Source organism: Streptomyces sp. NPDC006925 (genome assembly GCF_042869575.1).
In the GTDB taxonomy this organism is placed as follows: domain Bacteria; phylum Actinomycetota; class Actinomycetes; order Streptomycetales; family Streptomycetaceae; genus Streptomyces.
On record NZ_JBIAGB010000010.1, the window covers coordinates 54,721 to 70,990 of the forward strand.

Genomic DNA, 16,270 nt, shown 5'->3' on the forward strand with positions numbered 1-16,270 from the left:
TCGGGTGGCCCTCTCAGTGCCTCGGCTGCTCCTGTACGTCGACGACGCCGGTGAGGGCTCGCAGACCCGCGACGATTTCAGAGGCGTCGGGAGCCTGCTCGGGGTCGGTGAGCCACTGCGTCATCAGGCCGGTGAACAGGGCCATCTGCGCGGCGCCCAGGGTGCGGGCGGCGGCGTCGGTGACCTCGCCCTCGGGTGTGCCGAGCAGCAGCGCGGCCAGGCCCCGGCGGCCCTGGGCCTGACTGCCGGCCAGGTAGCGGCGCAGATCGGATGAGTGTTCCGCCTGGAGCAGGGCTTCGAGCGTGGCCAGCCACAGCGTCCGGTCGTCCTGGAAGGACTTGATGATCGTCGCCCACATCGCCTCGTAGCGAGCGGCCGGGCTGCTTTCGGCTTCGCCGAACGAGCCCAGTGTGCGGCCGATCCGTGTGCCCCACTCGTCGATCGCCTCGATCAGCGCTGCGTTCAAGAGCGCCTCGCGGGAGCCGAAGTGGTAGCCGATGGCCGCCATGCTCACGCCGCCTGCCGCCGTCACGATGTCGCGCACCGTGGTCCGGGCCCAGCCCTTCTCCTCCAGGCATCGCCTGGCCCCTGCCAGTAGATCCTCGCGATTTCCCATGCCGGGAACGCTACCCCATGAATTGTGCGATCGCATGAGGCGCCTGAATGAGGCGCGTGAATGAGGCGAGCGTCTTGTGCAAGCGTCTAAGTCCTGAGTACTGTCCTGCCGTACCCACCAGTCGAGGGAGATGTCATGAGCCACGCCCGTCCCATCAGCCGCCGCATGCTCGGCCTGGCCGGCGCCGCCCTCCTCACTGCGAGGGCCCTCGACACCGACACCGCCACAGCCGCCGGGACCTCCTCGACCACCGAGCCGCTCCATGCCCTGAACCGCAGCGCACGGCCACTGGCGGACCTGCACGGGCTGGGCTGCATGGTCGGCGACGCCCGCGTCGTGGGCCTGGGCGAGGCCAGCCACAGCGCCCACGAGTTCTTCACGCTCAAGCAGCGGGTCTTCCGCCACCTTGTCGCCACCAAGGGCTTCACCACCTTCGCCCTGGAGGCGAGCTGGAGCACCGGACTGCGACTGGACGCCTACGTCACGCGCGGCATCGGCGATCCCGCACGGATCATGCGGGACGAGTTCCAGGGCCAGTACGTCTTCTGGAACACCCAGGAGTACCTCGCCCTGATCCGATGGATGCGTCGCTACAACATCACCCACCCCGACCGGCCGCGGCTGCGGTTCGTCGGAAACGACCTCGGCTATGCCGGACCCGAAGCATTCGACTGCGTCACCGACTACCTCGCCGCGCACCGCCCCGACCTGGCCGAGCGCATCGGCGACCGCTACGCGGGACTGAAGCCGGCGGCCGGGACGCAGGCGGGACCTTGGATGGTCGGCCGGCTGGCCAAGGACCTGCCGACGCGCCGCGCCGAGGCCGACCGGGCCGACGCCGCCGTGGCACTGCTCCGCGACCATGGCCGCCCCCGCGCCACCGGCCGCAGCGACGCCGCAGCGGCGTACGCCTGGGCCCTGCAGAACGCCACCGCCATCGCCCAGAGCTTCACCGGCTACGCCTTCCCCGATGAGGAGTTCCCCGAGCGCATGCGCTACCGCGACCGCGCCATGGCCGCCAACACCGCCTGGTGGCTGCGCCACGAGGGCGGCCGCATCCTGCTCGCCTCCAACAACGGCCATATCGCCTACACCAGCGACAATCCGGACGAGTTCCCGGAGCCCGTCGGCGCCTTCCTGCGCGCACAACTCGGCCCGGACTACGTCAACATCGGCCTGACCTTCCATCAGGGCACTGTCAACGCCCTGCCCGACTTCACCGCCCAGCAGCCCGAGGAATACACCGTCGCCCCCGCCCCGAAGGGACACAACGAGCACACCCTCGACAAGCTCCGCTACCGCGACTTCAGCATCGACCTGCGCACCGCGCCCCGGGCGGCCCGCACCTGGCTCGCCGAAGCCCGCCCCACCCGCTCCTACGGCCTGTACTGGTCGACGGACGACCCGGCGACCGCCCTCGGCCGCTCCTACGACATCCTCATCCACCTCCACCAGGTCGAAGCCGCCCACTTCCTCCAGTGACGCAACAGGCGAGGGGCGGGGTCGGAGTTCCGGAAGAAGCCGGCAACGTTCGACCACCGACCCGCCCCCACCAGGCGAAAGAGGCGCAGCGGCAGCACGGAGACCGAGAGACCGGGCGGGAGAACCTCAGCGCGTCCACGCCTCCTGCCGCCCTCACCGCCCCCACCGGCAGCGAAATTCCGCAACCCCGCTTCGAAGCCAAGACCCTGACGACACGCTGAGTTACTCACCGCTTGGCAGCTCCGGGAGAACAGGGCATTCGCGTAACCGTACGACTGTCGAATCGTTGTACCTCTTGCGCGGAGGCGATGCGCGAGCGACGGCGGCGAGAGTTGTGAAGTGGTGGTAGCCGGTGGGGGTGCGGCCCGACGCGGGGCCTCCCACCGGTCGTGCGGTACGTGGGAAGACATGAGCTGACCTCCGCTCCTGGCTCCTGGATACGGACACCTGACGACCCCCAGGCGAACGGGGTTTCCCAGACGTGTCCGAGACCAGGACCCAGGAGGGTCTGCCATGTACACCGATTCCGTCCTTCTGGAGTCGCGAAGCGCGCGCTCCGGTATGACACACAGGGTCGAAATCCTCGACAAAGTGAAGGCGTTGGCGATTTCCACAGGTGGTGCACAGGCCACCACGCCGGATGTGGCCGACTACTTCGATGTACCCCTCAAGACTGTGGAAAAGCTGACCGAGCGGCACCACGACGAGCTCATCAGCAACGGAATGGCTGTCCTCCGGGGCGTTGAGCTGCGGGAATATCAGACCGACAAGGTGTCGGTCCCATCCGAGCAGGCGCAAGGTTATCCACAGCGGCGCAGTGGCCTCACCGTCTTCAGCCGTCGCGCCGTCCTCAACGTGGCGATGCTGCTGCGGGACAGCGTGATCGCGCAGCGGGTGCGTACATACCTCCTCGATGTCGAGGAGAGCGCTCGTGCACGCCCCGGGATGGAGGAAATGATGCAGTCGACACAGGAGTTGCGGCAGACGGTCCGGACGCTGTCCGCCGGATACGGATCGCTCGACCGCAAGGTCGGCAACCTGGAGACGACCGGTGCCGAACTCGGCGCCGTACTACAGGAGCTGGCACCGGTCATCGGCCGTATCTCCACGCGCGCCGAGCACATGGACCACCGGTCGGCGGACACCGAACAGCGCGCGGAGCGCACCGAGCGGGTGGTGTGCGCGATGAGTCAGCGGCTCGCCGACATGGACGAGGAGATGCGGGCCGTGCGCCGGGAGTTGCAGGCTGTCGTACGCGCCGTGGGCGCCGCATCGACTCCCCCGGCGCCGCGCGCGGAGTCCTGAGCCGACACACCAGGAGAGAATTCCGAGAGGAGTGAAGTCGTGGGACAAGGGGTGACCCCGGCTCGTCGTACCGGGGCCGGGGTCACCACCTCAGCTCACTTGTAGGATGACTGGGCAACCGGGCGAATGACTCAAGGAAGCCGAAGGAGCGGAAGCCATGACACTGCGGGCCGCGGGGCGGCAGTCCCTGGTGGACACCGTCGTCGCAGAGCTGCGCGCGCAGCTCGCGGCGGGCGAGTGGCCGGTGGGCGAGCGCATCCCCACCGAGCACTCGCTGGCCGAGCAGCTCCAGGTGGGACGCAACACCGTCCGCGAAGCGGTGCGGGTACTGGTGCACGCCGGAATGCTGCGCTCCCGGCAGGGCGAGGGCACCTTCGTCGTGGCCACCGCCGACCCCGGCGAGATCGTCCGCGGGGTGCAGCGCGCGGACGTACGGGACGTGCTGGAGCTGCGGATCGCGCTGGAGGCCGAGGGCGCCCGCCTGGCGGCCCTGCGCCACACCGCGGCCGACCTGGAGCGGATGCGCGCCGCGCTCGCCGCGCAGGCCGCCTTCCGCGACCCCCGCGGACAGCCCGCGCACGGGCAGTACGAGCTGTACGCGGAGCACGACATCGAGTTCCACGTCGCCGTCGTCGACGCCGCGCACAACGCCGCGCTGAGCGCGACATACGGCTGGTTCAGCAGCTCCGTCCGGGACGCGCTGGTCGCCTCGCTGCACGACCGGCACATGCCCCGCATCCACGAGACCGACCACCACGACCTCGTGGACGCCATCGAGAGCGGCGACCCGGAGGCCGCCGAACGCGCCGCGAGGTCGCTGCTCGCCAAGCCGAAGCAGGCCGTGGACGCGCTGCTGGACACCGGCACCGAACCCGGCACCGGCACCGAGCCCGAACCCGGCACCGGCACCGGCACAGACGGCTGAGGCACCGGCACTCCGCGCACCACCTGCCCGTCGAGAAAGGCACCACCCCGCATGTCCCCGTCCCCGCACCCGCCGTCGCCCAAGGCAGGGCTCAGCACCGAGGAGCTGCTGGCAGCCGAGCTGATCGACGCGGAGGAGGATCCGGCACCGGCGCCCGCCGTGGCGGCAGCCCGCCGCAGGTTGCGGTCCCATCCGCTGCTGCTGTTCGCCGGCATCGTCCTCGCCTCGCTCAACATGCGCGCCGCACTGGCCGGGGTCTCCCCCGTGCTGGGGCAGATCAGCGGCGACTTCGGCATGACGGCCACGGTCAGCAGCCTGGTGACGACCATCCCGCTGATCTTCATGGGGCTCGTCTCACCGCTCGCACCCGGGCTGGCCCGGCGCTGGGGCACGGAGACGGTGCTGTGCGGCGCGCTGGTGCTGCTGACGGGCGGCATAGTGCTGCGGATCGCGCCGCCGATGGCCACGCTTTTCCTCGGGTGCGCGGTGGTCGGCTCCGGCATCGCGCTGTTGAACGTACTGATGCCCGGACTGATCAAACGGGATTTCCCGGAGCAGGCCGCGGGGATGACGGCCCTCTACTCGACGGCGATGATCCTCGGCGCGACCGCCTCCGCCGCCGCTGCCGTGCCGTTGGAGCGCGCCCTGGGCGGCTGGCGCGGTTCGCTCGTCTCCTGGGCGCTGCTGGCCGGGCTCGCGGCCTGCGTCTGGCTGCCCCAGGCCCTCCTCGTCCGGCGCGGGACGCCGCACGGCCGCCGTGCCGCCGCTGCCGCACCGCCCGCCGCGGCCGGGGCCGCGGCCGCGGCGACGCGGGAACAGCCCGGCCCCCGGCTGACCCGGTCCGTACTGGCCTGGCAGATCACGCTGTTCATGGGATCGCAGTCGCTCATCGCCTATGTGACCATCGCCTGGCTCCCGACCCTGTTCACCGACCACGGGATGAACGAGACGAGCGCGGGCCTGGTCTTCGCGTTCAGCACGCTGGTGCAGATGGCCGGATCGTTCGTGGTGCCCGTGCTGGCCGGGCGGATGCGCCGGCAGCGGCTGCTGTGCACAGCGGTTGCCCTGTCCATGGCAGCCGGAATCGCCGGGCTGCTGATCGCCCCGGTGGCCGGTGCCTGGATGTGGGCGGCGCTGCTGGGCCTGGGCCAAGGCGGTGCGCTCGGGCTGGCCCTCACGCTGATGGTGCTGCGCTCGGGGGACGCGCACACCGCGGCGCGGCTGTCCGGCATGGCGCAGACCTGGGGCTATCTGCTGGCCGCCGCGGGCCCGTTGCTGCTCGGCGCGGTGCACCAGGCGACCGACGGGTGGACGGTGCCGATCGTGCTGCTGCTGTGCGTGTGCGGGGGGCTGGTGCTGCTGGGCCTGGGCGCGGGCCGGGACCGCAGGATCGGCGACGGCGCAACCGCAGGCTGAAGGCCCCGGCCCGGCGGGAGTTGCCCACAGGGCGGCAAGGGCGGGAGTTGCCCACGGAGCGGCAGCGCGGTCGGCCGCGGCGGCCTGCCGGTGAGAACACCTGCCCTCCCACCGGCGGGGCGCCGCCCGCTACTCCTCCCCGGCCAGCGTCAGGGTCCGCAGCTTCTGCCCCGCGAAGAGGGTGCCGCCCACGGTGACGACCACGAGGAGCACCACCGCTGTCGGCACCGCCACCGACGAGCTGACGTCCGCACCGCTGCCCGCGATCTTCTCGGCGAGCGCGAGTGCCCACTGCTGCACGCTGAGCGTCTTGGCACCGGGCACCAGAGTGCCGATGAGCGCCTCCCAGATCAGCGCGTACACCAGGCCGATGACGACGGCGTGCCTGCTGACCGTGCCCAGCAGCAGGAACAGCGCGCTGTAGGCGAGGGAGGCGACCGCGGCGGCCACCGTGTAGGCGACGGCGAGCTGCTGGCTGTTGCCGTTCAGCACGAAGCCCGCGACGAGGACCGGCACCGCCGCGAAGACGGCGGTCGTCCCGGCGGCGACGAGCAGTTTGGTGACGATGATCGAGGTGCGGCCGACCGGCTTGGCGAGCAGGTAGACGACCGAGCCGTCGTCGATCTCCGGACCGATGGCGCCGGTTCCGGCGATCACGCCGATCAGTGGCACCAGGGTGGCGAGGGCGAAGCCGCCCAGCAGTTGGCTGGTGACCGCGTCGTCGGCGCCGTTCATGGCGCGTACGGCGGCGGCCACCACGAGCAGCAGCGTCGGCAGCGCGCACAGGATCAGCGCGCGGCGGCGGCCGAGGAGGGCGCGCCAGGTGAGCCGCGCGACCGTCGGGTTGTACATCGGGTCAGCTCCTTTCCGCCGCTCAGGCCGCGACGAGGTACGAGAAGACGCTCTCCAGGGACTCGTCGGAGGGCGAGACGGTGTAGAGCCGGATGCCGTGCTCCCGTGCGACACGGGGCAGCAGCGTGGTGAAGCGGGTGAAGTCGACGGCCTGGATGCGCAGCGCCTCCTCGGTCCGGTCCAGCTCGATGCCGGCCGTGGAGGCGTCCGCGATGAGCGCGGCGGCCAGCCGCCGGTCGTCGCTGGAGCGCACCAGGTAGCGGTGCGGCCGGTCGGTCATCAGGCGGCGGATCTTGCGGAAGTCGCCGCTGGCCGCGTGCCGTCCGGCGACGATGACCTCGATGTGCGAGGCGAGCTGTTCGACCTCCTCCAGGATGTGCGAGGAGAACAGCACGGTGCGGCCCTCGTCGCCCATTTTGCGCAGCAGTTCCATCAGATGCATGCGCTGTCGGGGGTCCATCCCGTTGAACGGCTCGTCCAACAGCAGCACCGTCGGATGGTGCACCAGCGCGGAGGCCATTTTCACGCGCTGCCGCATGCCCTTGGAGTAGGTGGAGATCCGGCGGTCCTGGGCGTGTTCCATCTCCACCGTCGCCAGCGCCTCGGCGGCGGCGGCACGCGGGTCGCGCAGGCCGTGCAGTTCGGCGTTGGCCAGGACGAACTCCTCGCCGGTGAGGAAGTCGTACATCCCCTCCCGTTCCGGCACCAGACCGAGGTGGCGGTAGGAGTCCTCGTTGCGCCAGATCGGCGCCGCCGCTGCCGGCCTGCCGTCCGCACCGGGCGAGGGCTCCAGCGTGACGGTCCCGTTCGACGGCGAGAGGAAGCCGCCCATCATGTGGATGAGGGTGGACTTGCCGGCGCCGTTGGGCCCGAGGAGACCGGTGACACCGGGGGCGATGTCCATGGTGATGTCGTTGACCGCGACGACGTTCCCGAACCAGCGGGAGACGCGGTCGATGTGGATCGTGCTCACAGTCCGGCCTTTCGGTAGCGGCGCAGCAGCAAGGTGCAGAAGCAGACGATCAGTGCCGCGAGGACGACGAGGTAGACGGCGCCCTGGGCACCGGTGAGGGTCTGCTCGTCCGGGAACCCGGAGCGGCCGCCCAGGAACCGGCTCTGCACACCGTCCAGCAGCGTCCCCGGCGACCCCAGACCGAGCCAGCCGATGGCACCGTTGTTGTCCGAGGTCCAGGCGATGCCCTGGAGCGCGGTGACGAGGAAGTAGGGAACCGTGATCGCGACGATGATCGCGGCGACGCCGAAGCCGCGGCGCGGGGTGAGGGCGGCGATCCAGGCGGCTATGGCGGCGTGCAGCAGTGCGAACAGCGCACAGAACACCAGCCCCTGCGCGGCCGCCTCGGTCTGGTCGCCGAAGTCGAGCTTCACCAGCAGGGCGCCGATGTACATGATCAGCACCGGGATGGCCGTGAACAGGAAGAGCGCGGCCGACAGCGCCGCGTACTTGGCGGCCACGTAGTCGCTGCGCTCCATGGGGCGCGAGAAGTAGAGCGGCGTCGTCTTGAAGCGCAGGTCCATGGAGATGGCCTGCGGCGCGGCGGCCGCCAGGTAGATGCCCAGCAGCGGCTGCATCAGCAGTACGTACTCCGCGTAGCCGACTTCCAGGTCTTTGGCCTTGGTCAGGGCCGCGACCGCCACCAGGATGGCGGCCGGGATGCACACGGCGGCGAACAGCAGCAGCGGCAGCACCTTGGACTTGGCCGAGCGGCCCAGCCCGTACGTACCGCGCAGCGACTGGCTGAACAGCGCCCGCCTGGCGTAGGAGCGGCCCAGCCGGGGCCCCTCGTAGCCGCGGTAGCCGATGTTGTGGATGACGTTCTGGCCGCGTTCGGCGGTGGTCGCCCCACCGCTCGCGGAGGCCGGGGGCGCGGGGGTCTGGTCAGGCGACATCGCCGGTGCTCCTTTCCGTGAAGACCTCGGAGATCTGGTGCCTGCGCCGTTCCATGCGGACCAGGCCCAGGCCCAGGTCGGCGACGGTGTCCCGCACGGTGTCCAGGACCGACTCGTCGGCGTCTCCGCTCTCGCCGCCGATGTCGAGGGTGACCAGGTGTCCGGCGCCGGGCGCCGGTGCGCTGCCGGGCGCGGGCTCGTGCGGGTCCAGGCCGCCCTTCCGGAGCGCGGCGCGGAGGACCGCCGTGCCGTCGGGGTGCTCGTCGGTGTCGGTGACCTCGACGGCCAGGACGGCGGTCCGCTGGGTGAAGTCGGCGGTCGAGGAGGAGCGCAGCAGCCTGCCGCCGTCGATGACGACTATGTGGTCGCTGGTGCGCTCCAGCTCGCCCAGCAGGTGCGAGGTGACCAGCACTGAGATGCCGAAGTCGGTGTGCACCCGGCGGATCAGGCCGAGCATCTCGTCGCGGCCGACCGGGTCGAGGCCGTTGGTCGGCTCGTCCAGCAGGACGAGCCGCGGGTCGTGCACGAGCGCCTGGGCGAGCTTCACCCGCTGCTTCATGCCGGTCGAGTAGCCGCCCATCGGCCGGTAGCGCTCCTCGTAGAGGCCGACGTGGCGCAGGGTGTCGGCGGTGCGCTCCCGCGCCGCGGTCGCGGGCAGTCCCGACATCCGCGCCATGTGGACGACGAACTCGGTGGCGGACACGTCCGGGGGCAGGCAGTCGTGCTCGGGCATGTACCCCACGCGTTCCCGGATCGCGCCGCCCTGGGTGGCCACGTCCATGCCGAGCACGGACGCGGTGCCCTCGGTGGCCGGTGAGAGCCCGAGCAGGATCTTGATGAGGGTCGACTTCCCGGCTCCGTTGGCGCCCACCAGACCGGTGACGCCCGGCTCTATGCCGACGGTCAGCCGGTCCAGGGCGGTCACCCGGGGGAACCGCTTGCTGAGGCTTTCGATCGCGATCACAGTCACGCTCCGACGCTATGAGCCGCTCGCCGCGTCCGCGTCAGACGCTGCGTCGGTTTCGGTGCGGAGCACGTACCTCTCAAGTGCTCCGGAGCCTCACTCTCAGGTCGGAGGGACCCGTAGGGGGGCGCCGCGACCGGCTCCGGAGCAGCTGTCGGCGACGGCTTCCCGGTGTTTTCCACAGGCTGGGAGGACCTCTTGACCCAGCCATGGACCGATGTCACATTCATCGGTGTCAAGTTGCTCACGTGCCGGGGATTCCCCCGCGTCTCCGTCGCGGACCTCCACGGCCCGGCTACGGGACCCGGGCCGGAACCTGGCGGGCGGCGCCCGCACGGGGGCCACTGGCGAACGCACCGACGAGGCACGGACAAGACGGGGAACGCCCACGGACGGAAGGCTGGCGATGCGCGCGGCGACGAGCGGTTATTCCTCCGCTGACCTGCGGGGATTCAGGGAAGTCCAGCAACTGGCCTACGCCTGCGCGGAGTCGGTGGCCGCCCGGCTGAAGCCGGGGGTGACCGAGCGGGAGGCGGCCCGTATGCAGCGCGAATGGCTGCGTGAGCGCGGGGTGGCGGACTGGTTCCATCTGCCCTTCGCCTGGTTCGGGGACCGCACGGCGTTCACCGGCTTCACGTTCCCGCTCCAGTTCTTCCCCACGAACCGGAAGCTGGCGCCGGGTATGCCCTTCATCCTGGACATGGCGCCGATCCGGGGCGGTTTCACCTCCGACATCGGATACTCCGGCTGCCTGGGCCCCGACCCGCTGCACGGACGCCTGCTGGCGGACCTGCTGGAGCACCGCGAGCTGATCCTCACCGCCGTGCGGGAGCGCCGCTCACTGCGAGCGGTGTACGAGGAGGTGGAGCGGCTGATGCTCACGCAGGGGTATGCGAACCGGCACCGCGCCTATCCGTTCGGCGTGATCGCGCACAAGGTCGACCGTGTCCCGGAGCGCCGCCGATCGCCCACGGTCCTCGGGTTCGGCACCAACGCGCTGCGCGGACTGGCGCGGGACGCGCTGCACGGGCACCGGGAGGGCTGGTCGCCGCTGTGGAGCCCGCACCGCTTCTCGGACCATCCGCCGCAGCCCGGGCTGTGGGCGGTGGAGCCGCATCTGGGGTTCCGCGGCACGGGCGCGAAGTTCGAGGAGATCCTGGTCGTCACCGACTCCCGGGACCCGGTGGAGAGCGCGTTCTGGCTGGATGACGATCTGCCGCATGTGCGGCGTCGGCAGGAGGAGGTACAGGCGGTATGAACGCGAAGACGGACGGCAGCACGGAGGCGGGCGGACTGCCGGCGGGCGCACGGGTCCGCCGGGTCGCCACCGGGGGGATCGACCTGTGCGTCGCGGAGCTCGGCGACCGCGCACGGCCGACGGTGGTGCTGCTGCACGGCTACCCGGACAGCAAGGAGGTCTGGTCCGGGGTGGCGCGCCGGCTCCAGGACCGCTTCCACGTGGTCCTCTACGACGTGCGCGGCTGCGGCAGGTCCACGGCGCCCAAGCCGCTGCGCGGCGGGTTCACCCTGGAGAAGCTCACCGACGACTTCCTCGCGGTGATCGACGCGGTCAGTCCGGGCGAGCCCGTGCACCTGGTGGGCCACGACTGGGGGTCGGTGCAGGGCTGGGAGTTCGTGACGGTGCGCCGTACCGAGGGGCGGATCGCCTCCTTCACCTCGATCTCCGGCCCGTCGCTCGACCACTTCGGCCACTGGATCAAGAAGCGGACGACCCGGCCGACACCGCGCCGCGCAGCCCAGCTCCTCGGCCAGGGCGCCAAGTCCTGGTACGTGTACGCGCTGCACACCCCGATGCTGCCGGAGCTGGCGTGGCGGGGGCCGCTCGGCAAGCGCTGGCCCCGACTCCTGGAGCTGTCCGAGAAGGTGCCGCGCGGCGGCTATCCGACCGACTCGCTGCCCGACGACGCGGCGCACGGCGCCTGGCTCTATCGGGACAACGTCCGGGCCCGGCTTCGCCGTCCGCGCACCGACTGCTACGCACACGCACCGGTGCAGCTCATCACACCGACCGGGGACGCCTTTCTGAGCGAGCACCTGTACGACGATCTGGAGCAGTGGGCGCCGCAGCTGACCCGGCGCACGCTTCCGGCCAAGCACTGGGTGCCGCGCACCCGGCCCGACCGGCTGGCGGACTGGATCGGCGAGTTCGTCGACGGCAGCGATCCGGAGCTGCCGGCCCCGGCGCCCGCGGCGACCGGCTCGTACGCGGACCGGTTCGCCGGCCAACTGGTGCTGGTGACGGGCGCCGGCAGCGGTATCGGCAGGGCAACGGCGTTCTCCTTCGCGGAGGCCGGAGCCCGGGTGATCGCCGTCGACCGGGACACGGAGAGCGCCGTCCGCACCGCCGACATGGCCCGGCTGGTGGGGGCGCCGCAGGCGTGGGCGGAGACGGTCGACGTGGCGGACGAGCAGGCGATGGAGAAGCTGGCCGAGAAGGTGGCCGCCGAGTACGGCACGGTCGACGTGCTGGTCAACAACGCGGGCATCGGAATGGCGGGCGCCTTCCTGGACACCTCGACCGAGGACTGGAAGCGCACGCTGGACGTCAACCTCTGGGGGGTCATCCACGGCTGCCGCCTCTTCGGACGGCAGATGGCCGAGCGGGGCCAGGGCGGACACATCGTCAACATCGCCTCGGCCGCCGCCTATCAGCCCTCCCGCGCGCTGCCCGCGTACTGCACCTCCAAGGCCGCCGTGCTGATGCTCAGCGAGTGTCTGCGCGCCGAACTGGCGGGCAAGGACATCGGGGTGACGGCGATCTGCCCCGGATTCGTGAACACCGGCATCACCGCGACCGCACGCTTCGCCGGGGTGGACGAGGCGGAGCAGCAGCGCCGCAGGCGCCGCACCTCCCGGCTCTACGGGATACGGAACTACCCGCCGGAGAAGGTGGCGGACGCCGTCCTGCGCGCGGTCGTCCGCAATCAGGCCGTCGTACCGGTGACACCCGAAGCCCGCGGCGCCCGGCTGCTGTCCCGCTTCACCCCGCGGGCACTGCGCGGGATAGCCCGCATTCAACCGCCCACCTAGACCGAGGTGACGGCCGGCGGACCCGAGGGCCCGTCGCGCCGTACCGGCCGTCAGAGGAGTTCACGACCATGCCTCCGTCCCCCCACCCCGCGGGGCCGACGTCGGCTTCGACGTCCGAGTCCGGGTACCGCATCGAGGACCTCGCGCAGCGCAGCGGCGCGACGGTGCGCACCATCCGCGCCTACCAGGACAAGGGCCTGCTGCCCAAGCCCGGACGGCGCGGCCGGGCCAACGTCTACGACGACTCGCATCTGGCCCGGCTCCAGCAGATCGCCGAGCTGTTGGAGCGCGGATACACGCTGGCCTCGATAAGGGAGCTGCTCCAGGCGTGGGACGAGGGCCGCGGACTCGCCGGGGTGCTGGGCCTGGTGACGGAGGTGGACGGGCCGTGGACGGACGAGGTGTCGGGCCGCATCTCACGCGTCGAGCTCGGTGAGCTGTTCGGCGGGGAGTACGACGAGGAAGCGGTCTCGGAGGCGCTGGCCCTGGGGGTGCTGGAACCGCTTCCGGACCGCGAGGACGAGTTCCGGGTGCCGAGCCCGCAGGAACTCTCGGTGGCGGCCGAGCTGCACAAGGCGGGTGTGCCGCTGTCGGCCATCACCGGGCAGCTGCGGGAACTGCGCGGCCAGGTGGAGCACATCGCCGCCCGCTTCCTGGACTTCACCAACGAGCATGTGTTCGTCCGCTATCTGGGCGTCCACCTCTCCGACGGGGACGCCTCCGAGGCGGCGGACCTGGTGCGCCGCCTCCGCCCGCTGGCGCAGCAGACCGTGGAGGCCGAACTGGCGCGAGCGATGCAGAAGTTCGCCGCCCGCAACCTGCGCGACCATCTCCGCTCGGCGGCTGCGGCCCCGACCGAACCCGCACCGGCGGACCCGGCCCGTACCGCGCAGATACGGCTGCCGACCGAAACCGTCGAGGCGGTCGGCGCCCTCGTCGGCGAGGAACGGGTGCCGGACTTCATCGCGGCGGCGGCGGAGCGGGAGGTGCGGGCCCGGCAGATGGACCGGATGAGTTCGGAAGGGAGATGAGCTGCGAACCCCCCAGCACGGGGGAGGCGCTCCGGCTCAGCCCGCGCTGCCGAGCTGGGCGGGGGCTTCGGTGGCGATCCGCTCGAAGATCCTCTCGTCGGCCTCGAAGCGGGTGCCCGGGAGGGGCCAGTGGAGGACGAGTTCGTCGAACCCGAGGGCGGCATGGCGGCCGGCGAAGTCCACGAAGGCATCGAGGGACTCCAGCGGGCGGTCGGGGGTGAAGCCGGTGAGCAGGGTACGGCCCAGGGTGTCCGGCGCCCGGCCGCTGTCGGCGCACGCCTTCTCCAGGGCATCGGTCTGGCGGCCGAGGGCGGCCCGGGAGTCGGCGGGCGTACCGGACTCGTTGGCGGCCGGATCACCCGTCGTCACCCATGCCTGACCGTGACGGGCGGCCAGCCGCAGCCCGCGCGGACCGGTCGCGGCGACGGTGAACGGCAGCCGGGGCCGCTGCACACAGCCGGGGAGTCCACGCGCTTCGTGGGCGGCGTAGTAGACGCCCTCGGCCGTCACCTCGTCCTCGGTGAGCAGCCGGTCGAGCAGCGGCACGAATTCGGCGAAGCGGTCCGCCCGTTCCCGGCGCGTCCAGGCCTCCCCGCCCAGGGCGGTCGCGTCGAAGCCGGAGCCCCCGGCGCCGATACCCAGGGTGATCCGGCCGTCGCTCAGATCGTCGAGGGTGATCAGTTCCTTGGCCAGCGGGACCGGGTGCCGGAAGTTCGGCGAGGTGACCATCGTGCCGAGGCGCAGCCGGGAGGTGGCGGCGGCAGCGGCGGTGAGGGTGGGGACGGCACCGAACCAGGGGCCGTCGCGGAACGGGACCCGCCACGAGAGGTGGTCATAGGTGTACGCGGCGTGGAAGCCCAGCTCCTCGGCTCGCTGCCACCTCTCCCGTCCACCCTCGGACCAGCGGCGGACAGGGAGGATCACGGTGCTCAGACGCATACCCCCGAGCTTAAACGCACAGCCCGCGCACCCCGCTTCGCGGCCCCGCCCGGGAGCAGGCATCCTCGGTGGTATGGACCACACCCACCCGCCGCACCGCACGCCGGAGCTCCACAGCACCGAGTCGGCCGTCTCCGTGCTGTGCGCGCTGGCGGAGCGCAGGGGGCTTCCGGTGTCGGTGGAGCATGCCATCGGTGCCGACGAGTCGTCCCGCCGCACGGCGGCCGGAGCGTTCGCGGTCACCGACGAGGACGGCTCCCTCCCGCACGAGGCCCTGCTGGAGATCCCCGCCACCGGCAGCACGGCGGACGGCGGCGGTGCACCGCTCACCCCGAAGATCTCGGTCCAGCTCTTCGAGGAGGGCGACGCGCACATCACGGTCGACGGGGTGACCTTCCACGACCTGCCGCGCGAGGCGACCCCGGCGTTCCTGGAAGCGGTCTTCGACCGGCGGGCTCATCTGAAACGGACCTGGTACCCGCCGTTCTGCCGGCTGGTGGTCTCCCTGGACGACGAACTCTCCTACAAGGAGGTCGTGCCGATGGCGTACGGCGGCCTGTCCCGCTGGCTGAACTCCTTGCCGGGATGACCGGACAGCCGGGACGCGGGGTACAGCGGGACGCCGGGTACAGCCAGGACGAACGGATACAGCCGGGACGCCGGGACAGGCGTGACGGTCAGCAAGCCCAGGAGGACGGTCAGGAAGCCCAGGAGGCAGGGCGGTCCGGGCAGGGCCTGCCGCCGTCGCCGGGTCAGTCCAGTCCGCAGACCCGTACCGCGTTGTCGTGGCACACGGCCCGCAGCCACGCGGGGCCCAGGCCGGTGCGCTCCTCCAGCGACTCCAGCGCGTCGGCGTACGGGTACGGAATGTTGGGGAAGTCGGTGCCCAGCAGTACGCGCTCACCGAGGTCGGCCAGGCGGGGCAGGGCGTCGCGGGGAAACGGGGCGGCCTCCTCGGCGAAGCCGGTGAAGGCCATCGTCGTATCCAGCATGACCTCCGGATGGCGTGCGGCCAGCGTGAGGAACTCGGTGTACTCGGGCATGCCCAGATGGGCGACGACCAGGCGCAGCTTCGGATGCCGCTCCAGTACGGCACCGATCGGTCCGGGGCCGGTGAACGCGCCGGGCACCGGTCCGGATCCGCAGTGCGTGACCACGGGGACGCCGGCGTCGGCCAGCAGGCCCCACACCTCCTCCAGCGCGGGGTCCCGCGGGTCGAACCCGCCGACCTGGAGGTGGCATTTGAAGACGCGGGCGCCCTGGTCGAGTGCGCGGCGCACGTCGTCGGGGGCGCAGGGCTCGGCGTAGAAGGTGGCGGTGTGCAGGCAGTCGGGCGTGCGGGCCGCGAAGTCGGCGGCCCAGTCGTTCAGGGAGCGGGCCATACCGGGCTTGTGCGGGTAGAGCATCGAGGTGAACGAGCGGACGCCGAAGCCGCGCAGCACAGCCAGTCGGCGCTGCTCGTCGGTGCGGTAGGTGATCGGCCAGGCGCGTCCGACCAGCGGCCCGGCCGCGTCGAAGTAGGCCCACACCTTGGCCAGCAGCCGCTCCGGCATGAAGTGCGTGTGGATGTCGATCAGCGCGGGCGCACCGATGCGGGCGCGGAACGCGGCCACGCGCTCCCGCTCCGCCGCGGCCCGCTCCTCCATGGCCCGGCCCTGCACGTCCATGGCCCGGTCCTGCACGGCATCGTCGGCGGCCCGGTCCTCCGCGGCTCGGGCTGCCGGTATCCCGGTCCCCGGCGCCCGGTTGTCCCGCGCCTGCTCGTGCCTGCTCATATGCGA

At 71.6% G+C, this 16,270-nt stretch carries 15 protein-coding genes; 8 read left to right on the forward strand and 7 right to left on the reverse strand.

The features are described from left to right. Positions 1–13 precede the first annotated feature (13 nt). The gene (locus ACFYNS_RS15935; protein ID WP_360291268.1) at positions 14–616 is read right to left on the reverse strand and encodes a TetR/AcrR family transcriptional regulator; all 603 of its coding nucleotides are present in this window, start codon (positions 614–616) and stop codon (positions 14–16) included. 135 nt (positions 617–751) lie between these two features. Here ACFYNS_RS15935 and ACFYNS_RS15940 point away from each other — a divergent pair, with 135 nt between their 5' ends. The 4 genes from ACFYNS_RS15940 (at position 752) to ACFYNS_RS15955 (ending at position 5,744) form a co-directional block, all read left to right on the forward strand. Continuing rightward, complete coding sequence (locus ACFYNS_RS15940; RefSeq protein ID WP_360291266.1) at positions 752–2,098, forward strand: erythromycin esterase family protein; 1,347 nt, start codon at positions 752–754, stop codon at positions 2,096–2,098. Positions 2,099–2,611: 513 nt separating this feature from the next. Continuing rightward, a complete protein-coding gene (locus tag ACFYNS_RS15945; protein WP_360291264.1) occupies positions 2,612–3,403 on the forward strand; it encodes a hypothetical protein in 792 nt (263 codons plus the stop codon). Between the two features lie 157 nt (positions 3,404–3,560). Next, positions 3,561–4,328 carry a FadR/GntR family transcriptional regulator gene (locus ACFYNS_RS15950; RefSeq protein WP_388603335.1) on the forward strand — a complete coding sequence of 256 codons (768 nt, stop codon included), beginning with the start codon at positions 3,561–3,563 and terminating at the stop codon, positions 4,326–4,328. Positions 4,329–4,379: 51 nt separating this feature from the next. Continuing rightward, positions 4,380–5,744, forward strand: coding sequence for a CynX/NimT family MFS transporter (locus tag ACFYNS_RS15955; RefSeq protein WP_388603338.1), 1,365 nt, complete (start codon positions 4,380–4,382; stop codon positions 5,742–5,744). A gap of 129 nt (positions 5,745–5,873) precedes the next feature. Here the strand turns inward: ACFYNS_RS15955 and ACFYNS_RS15960 are convergent, their stop codons facing one another. The 4 genes from ACFYNS_RS15960 to ACFYNS_RS15975 are packed head-to-tail and all read right to left on the reverse strand — an operon-like array spanning position 5,874 to position 9,468. Continuing rightward, positions 5,874–6,596 (reverse strand): ABC transporter permease subunit, encoded by a 723-nt coding sequence (locus tag ACFYNS_RS15960; RefSeq protein WP_360291256.1) that lies wholly within the window; start codon positions 6,594–6,596, stop codon positions 5,874–5,876. Positions 6,597–6,618: 22 nt separating this feature from the next. Continuing rightward, the gene (locus tag ACFYNS_RS15965; protein WP_388603341.1) at positions 6,619–7,569 is read right to left on the reverse strand and encodes an ABC transporter ATP-binding protein; all 951 of its coding nucleotides are present in this window, start codon (positions 7,567–7,569) and stop codon (positions 6,619–6,621) included. Beyond that, on the reverse strand, positions 7,566–8,504 hold the full coding sequence (locus ACFYNS_RS15970) for an ABC transporter permease subunit (protein ID WP_360291252.1): 939 nt from the start codon (positions 8,502–8,504) through the stop codon (positions 7,566–7,568). The genes ACFYNS_RS15965 and ACFYNS_RS15970 overlap by 4 nt, the downstream gene beginning before the upstream one ends. Continuing rightward, positions 8,494–9,468 carry an ABC transporter ATP-binding protein gene (locus tag ACFYNS_RS15975; protein ID WP_360291311.1) on the reverse strand — a complete coding sequence of 325 codons (975 nt, stop codon included), beginning with the start codon at positions 9,466–9,468 and terminating at the stop codon, positions 8,494–8,496. The genes ACFYNS_RS15970 and ACFYNS_RS15975 overlap by 11 nt, the downstream gene beginning before the upstream one ends. A gap of 406 nt (positions 9,469–9,874) precedes the next feature. Between ACFYNS_RS15975 and ACFYNS_RS15980 the strand changes: the two genes are divergently transcribed. The 3 genes from ACFYNS_RS15980 (at position 9,875) to ACFYNS_RS15990 (ending at position 13,550) form a co-directional block, all read left to right on the forward strand. Then, positions 9,875–10,726, forward strand: coding sequence for a M24 family metallopeptidase (locus ACFYNS_RS15980; RefSeq protein WP_388603343.1), 852 nt, complete (start codon positions 9,875–9,877; stop codon positions 10,724–10,726). Further along, a complete protein-coding gene (locus ACFYNS_RS15985) occupies positions 10,723–12,519 on the forward strand; it encodes an SDR family oxidoreductase (protein ID WP_360291246.1) in 1,797 nt (598 codons plus the stop codon). Before ACFYNS_RS15980 ends, ACFYNS_RS15985 begins: the two co-directional genes overlap by 4 nt. 68 nt (positions 12,520–12,587) lie before the next feature. Further along, positions 12,588–13,550, forward strand: coding sequence for a MerR family transcriptional regulator (locus ACFYNS_RS15990; RefSeq protein WP_360291244.1), 963 nt, complete (start codon positions 12,588–12,590; stop codon positions 13,548–13,550). A 36-nt stretch (positions 13,551–13,586) separates the two neighbouring features. Here ACFYNS_RS15990 and ACFYNS_RS15995 read toward each other — a convergent pair whose 3' ends face one another. Further along, positions 13,587–14,489 carry an LLM class flavin-dependent oxidoreductase gene (locus tag ACFYNS_RS15995; RefSeq protein ID WP_388603345.1) on the reverse strand — a complete coding sequence of 301 codons (903 nt, stop codon included), beginning with the start codon at positions 14,487–14,489 and terminating at the stop codon, positions 13,587–13,589. A gap of 73 nt (positions 14,490–14,562) precedes the next feature. Between ACFYNS_RS15995 and ACFYNS_RS16000 the strand changes: the two genes are divergently transcribed. Next, positions 14,563–15,078, forward strand: coding sequence for a hypothetical protein (locus tag ACFYNS_RS16000; RefSeq protein ID WP_360291239.1), 516 nt, complete (start codon positions 14,563–14,565; stop codon positions 15,076–15,078). A 163-nt stretch (positions 15,079–15,241) separates the two neighbouring features. Here the strand turns inward: ACFYNS_RS16000 and ACFYNS_RS16005 are convergent, their stop codons facing one another. After that, on the reverse strand, positions 15,242–16,135 hold the full coding sequence (locus ACFYNS_RS16005) for an amidohydrolase family protein (protein ID WP_360291308.1): 894 nt from the start codon (positions 16,133–16,135) through the stop codon (positions 15,242–15,244). Positions 16,136–16,270: the final 135 nt, after the last annotated feature.

What these genes read in the sequence shown, in the direction of transcription:
- ACFYNS_RS15935 (WP_360291268.1), bottom strand. Translation starts at nt 616, where the DNA reads ATGGGAAATCGCGAGGATCTACTGGCAGGGGCCAGGCGATGCCTGGAG.
- ACFYNS_RS15940 (WP_360291266.1), top strand. Translation starts at nt 752, where the DNA reads ATGAGCCACGCCCGTCCCATCAGCCGCCGCATGCTCGGCCTGGCCGGC.
- ACFYNS_RS15945 (WP_360291264.1), top strand. Translation starts at nt 2,612, where the DNA reads ATGTACACCGATTCCGTCCTTCTGGAGTCGCGAAGCGCGCGCTCCGGT.
- ACFYNS_RS15950 (WP_388603335.1), top strand. Translation starts at nt 3,561, where the DNA reads ATGACACTGCGGGCCGCGGGGCGGCAGTCCCTGGTGGACACCGTCGTC.
- ACFYNS_RS15955 (WP_388603338.1), top strand. Translation starts at nt 4,380, where the DNA reads ATGTCCCCGTCCCCGCACCCGCCGTCGCCCAAGGCAGGGCTCAGCACC.
- ACFYNS_RS15960 (WP_360291256.1), bottom strand. Translation starts at nt 6,596, where the DNA reads ATGTACAACCCGACGGTCGCGCGGCTCACCTGGCGCGCCCTCCTCGGC.
- ACFYNS_RS15970 (WP_360291252.1), bottom strand. Translation starts at nt 8,504, where the DNA reads ATGTCGCCTGACCAGACCCCCGCGCCCCCGGCCTCCGCGAGCGGTGGG.
- ACFYNS_RS15980 (WP_388603343.1), top strand. Translation starts at nt 9,875, where the DNA reads ATGCGCGCGGCGACGAGCGGTTATTCCTCCGCTGACCTGCGGGGATTC.
- ACFYNS_RS15985 (WP_360291246.1), top strand. Translation starts at nt 10,723, where the DNA reads ATGAACGCGAAGACGGACGGCAGCACGGAGGCGGGCGGACTGCCGGCG.
- ACFYNS_RS15990 (WP_360291244.1), top strand. Translation starts at nt 12,588, where the DNA reads ATGCCTCCGTCCCCCCACCCCGCGGGGCCGACGTCGGCTTCGACGTCC.
- ACFYNS_RS15995 (WP_388603345.1), bottom strand. Translation starts at nt 14,489, where the DNA reads ATGCGTCTGAGCACCGTGATCCTCCCTGTCCGCCGCTGGTCCGAGGGT.
- ACFYNS_RS16000 (WP_360291239.1), top strand. Translation starts at nt 14,563, where the DNA reads ATGGACCACACCCACCCGCCGCACCGCACGCCGGAGCTCCACAGCACC.
- ACFYNS_RS16005 (WP_360291308.1), bottom strand. Translation starts at nt 16,135, where the DNA reads ATGGAGGAGCGGGCCGCGGCGGAGCGGGAGCGCGTGGCCGCGTTCCGC.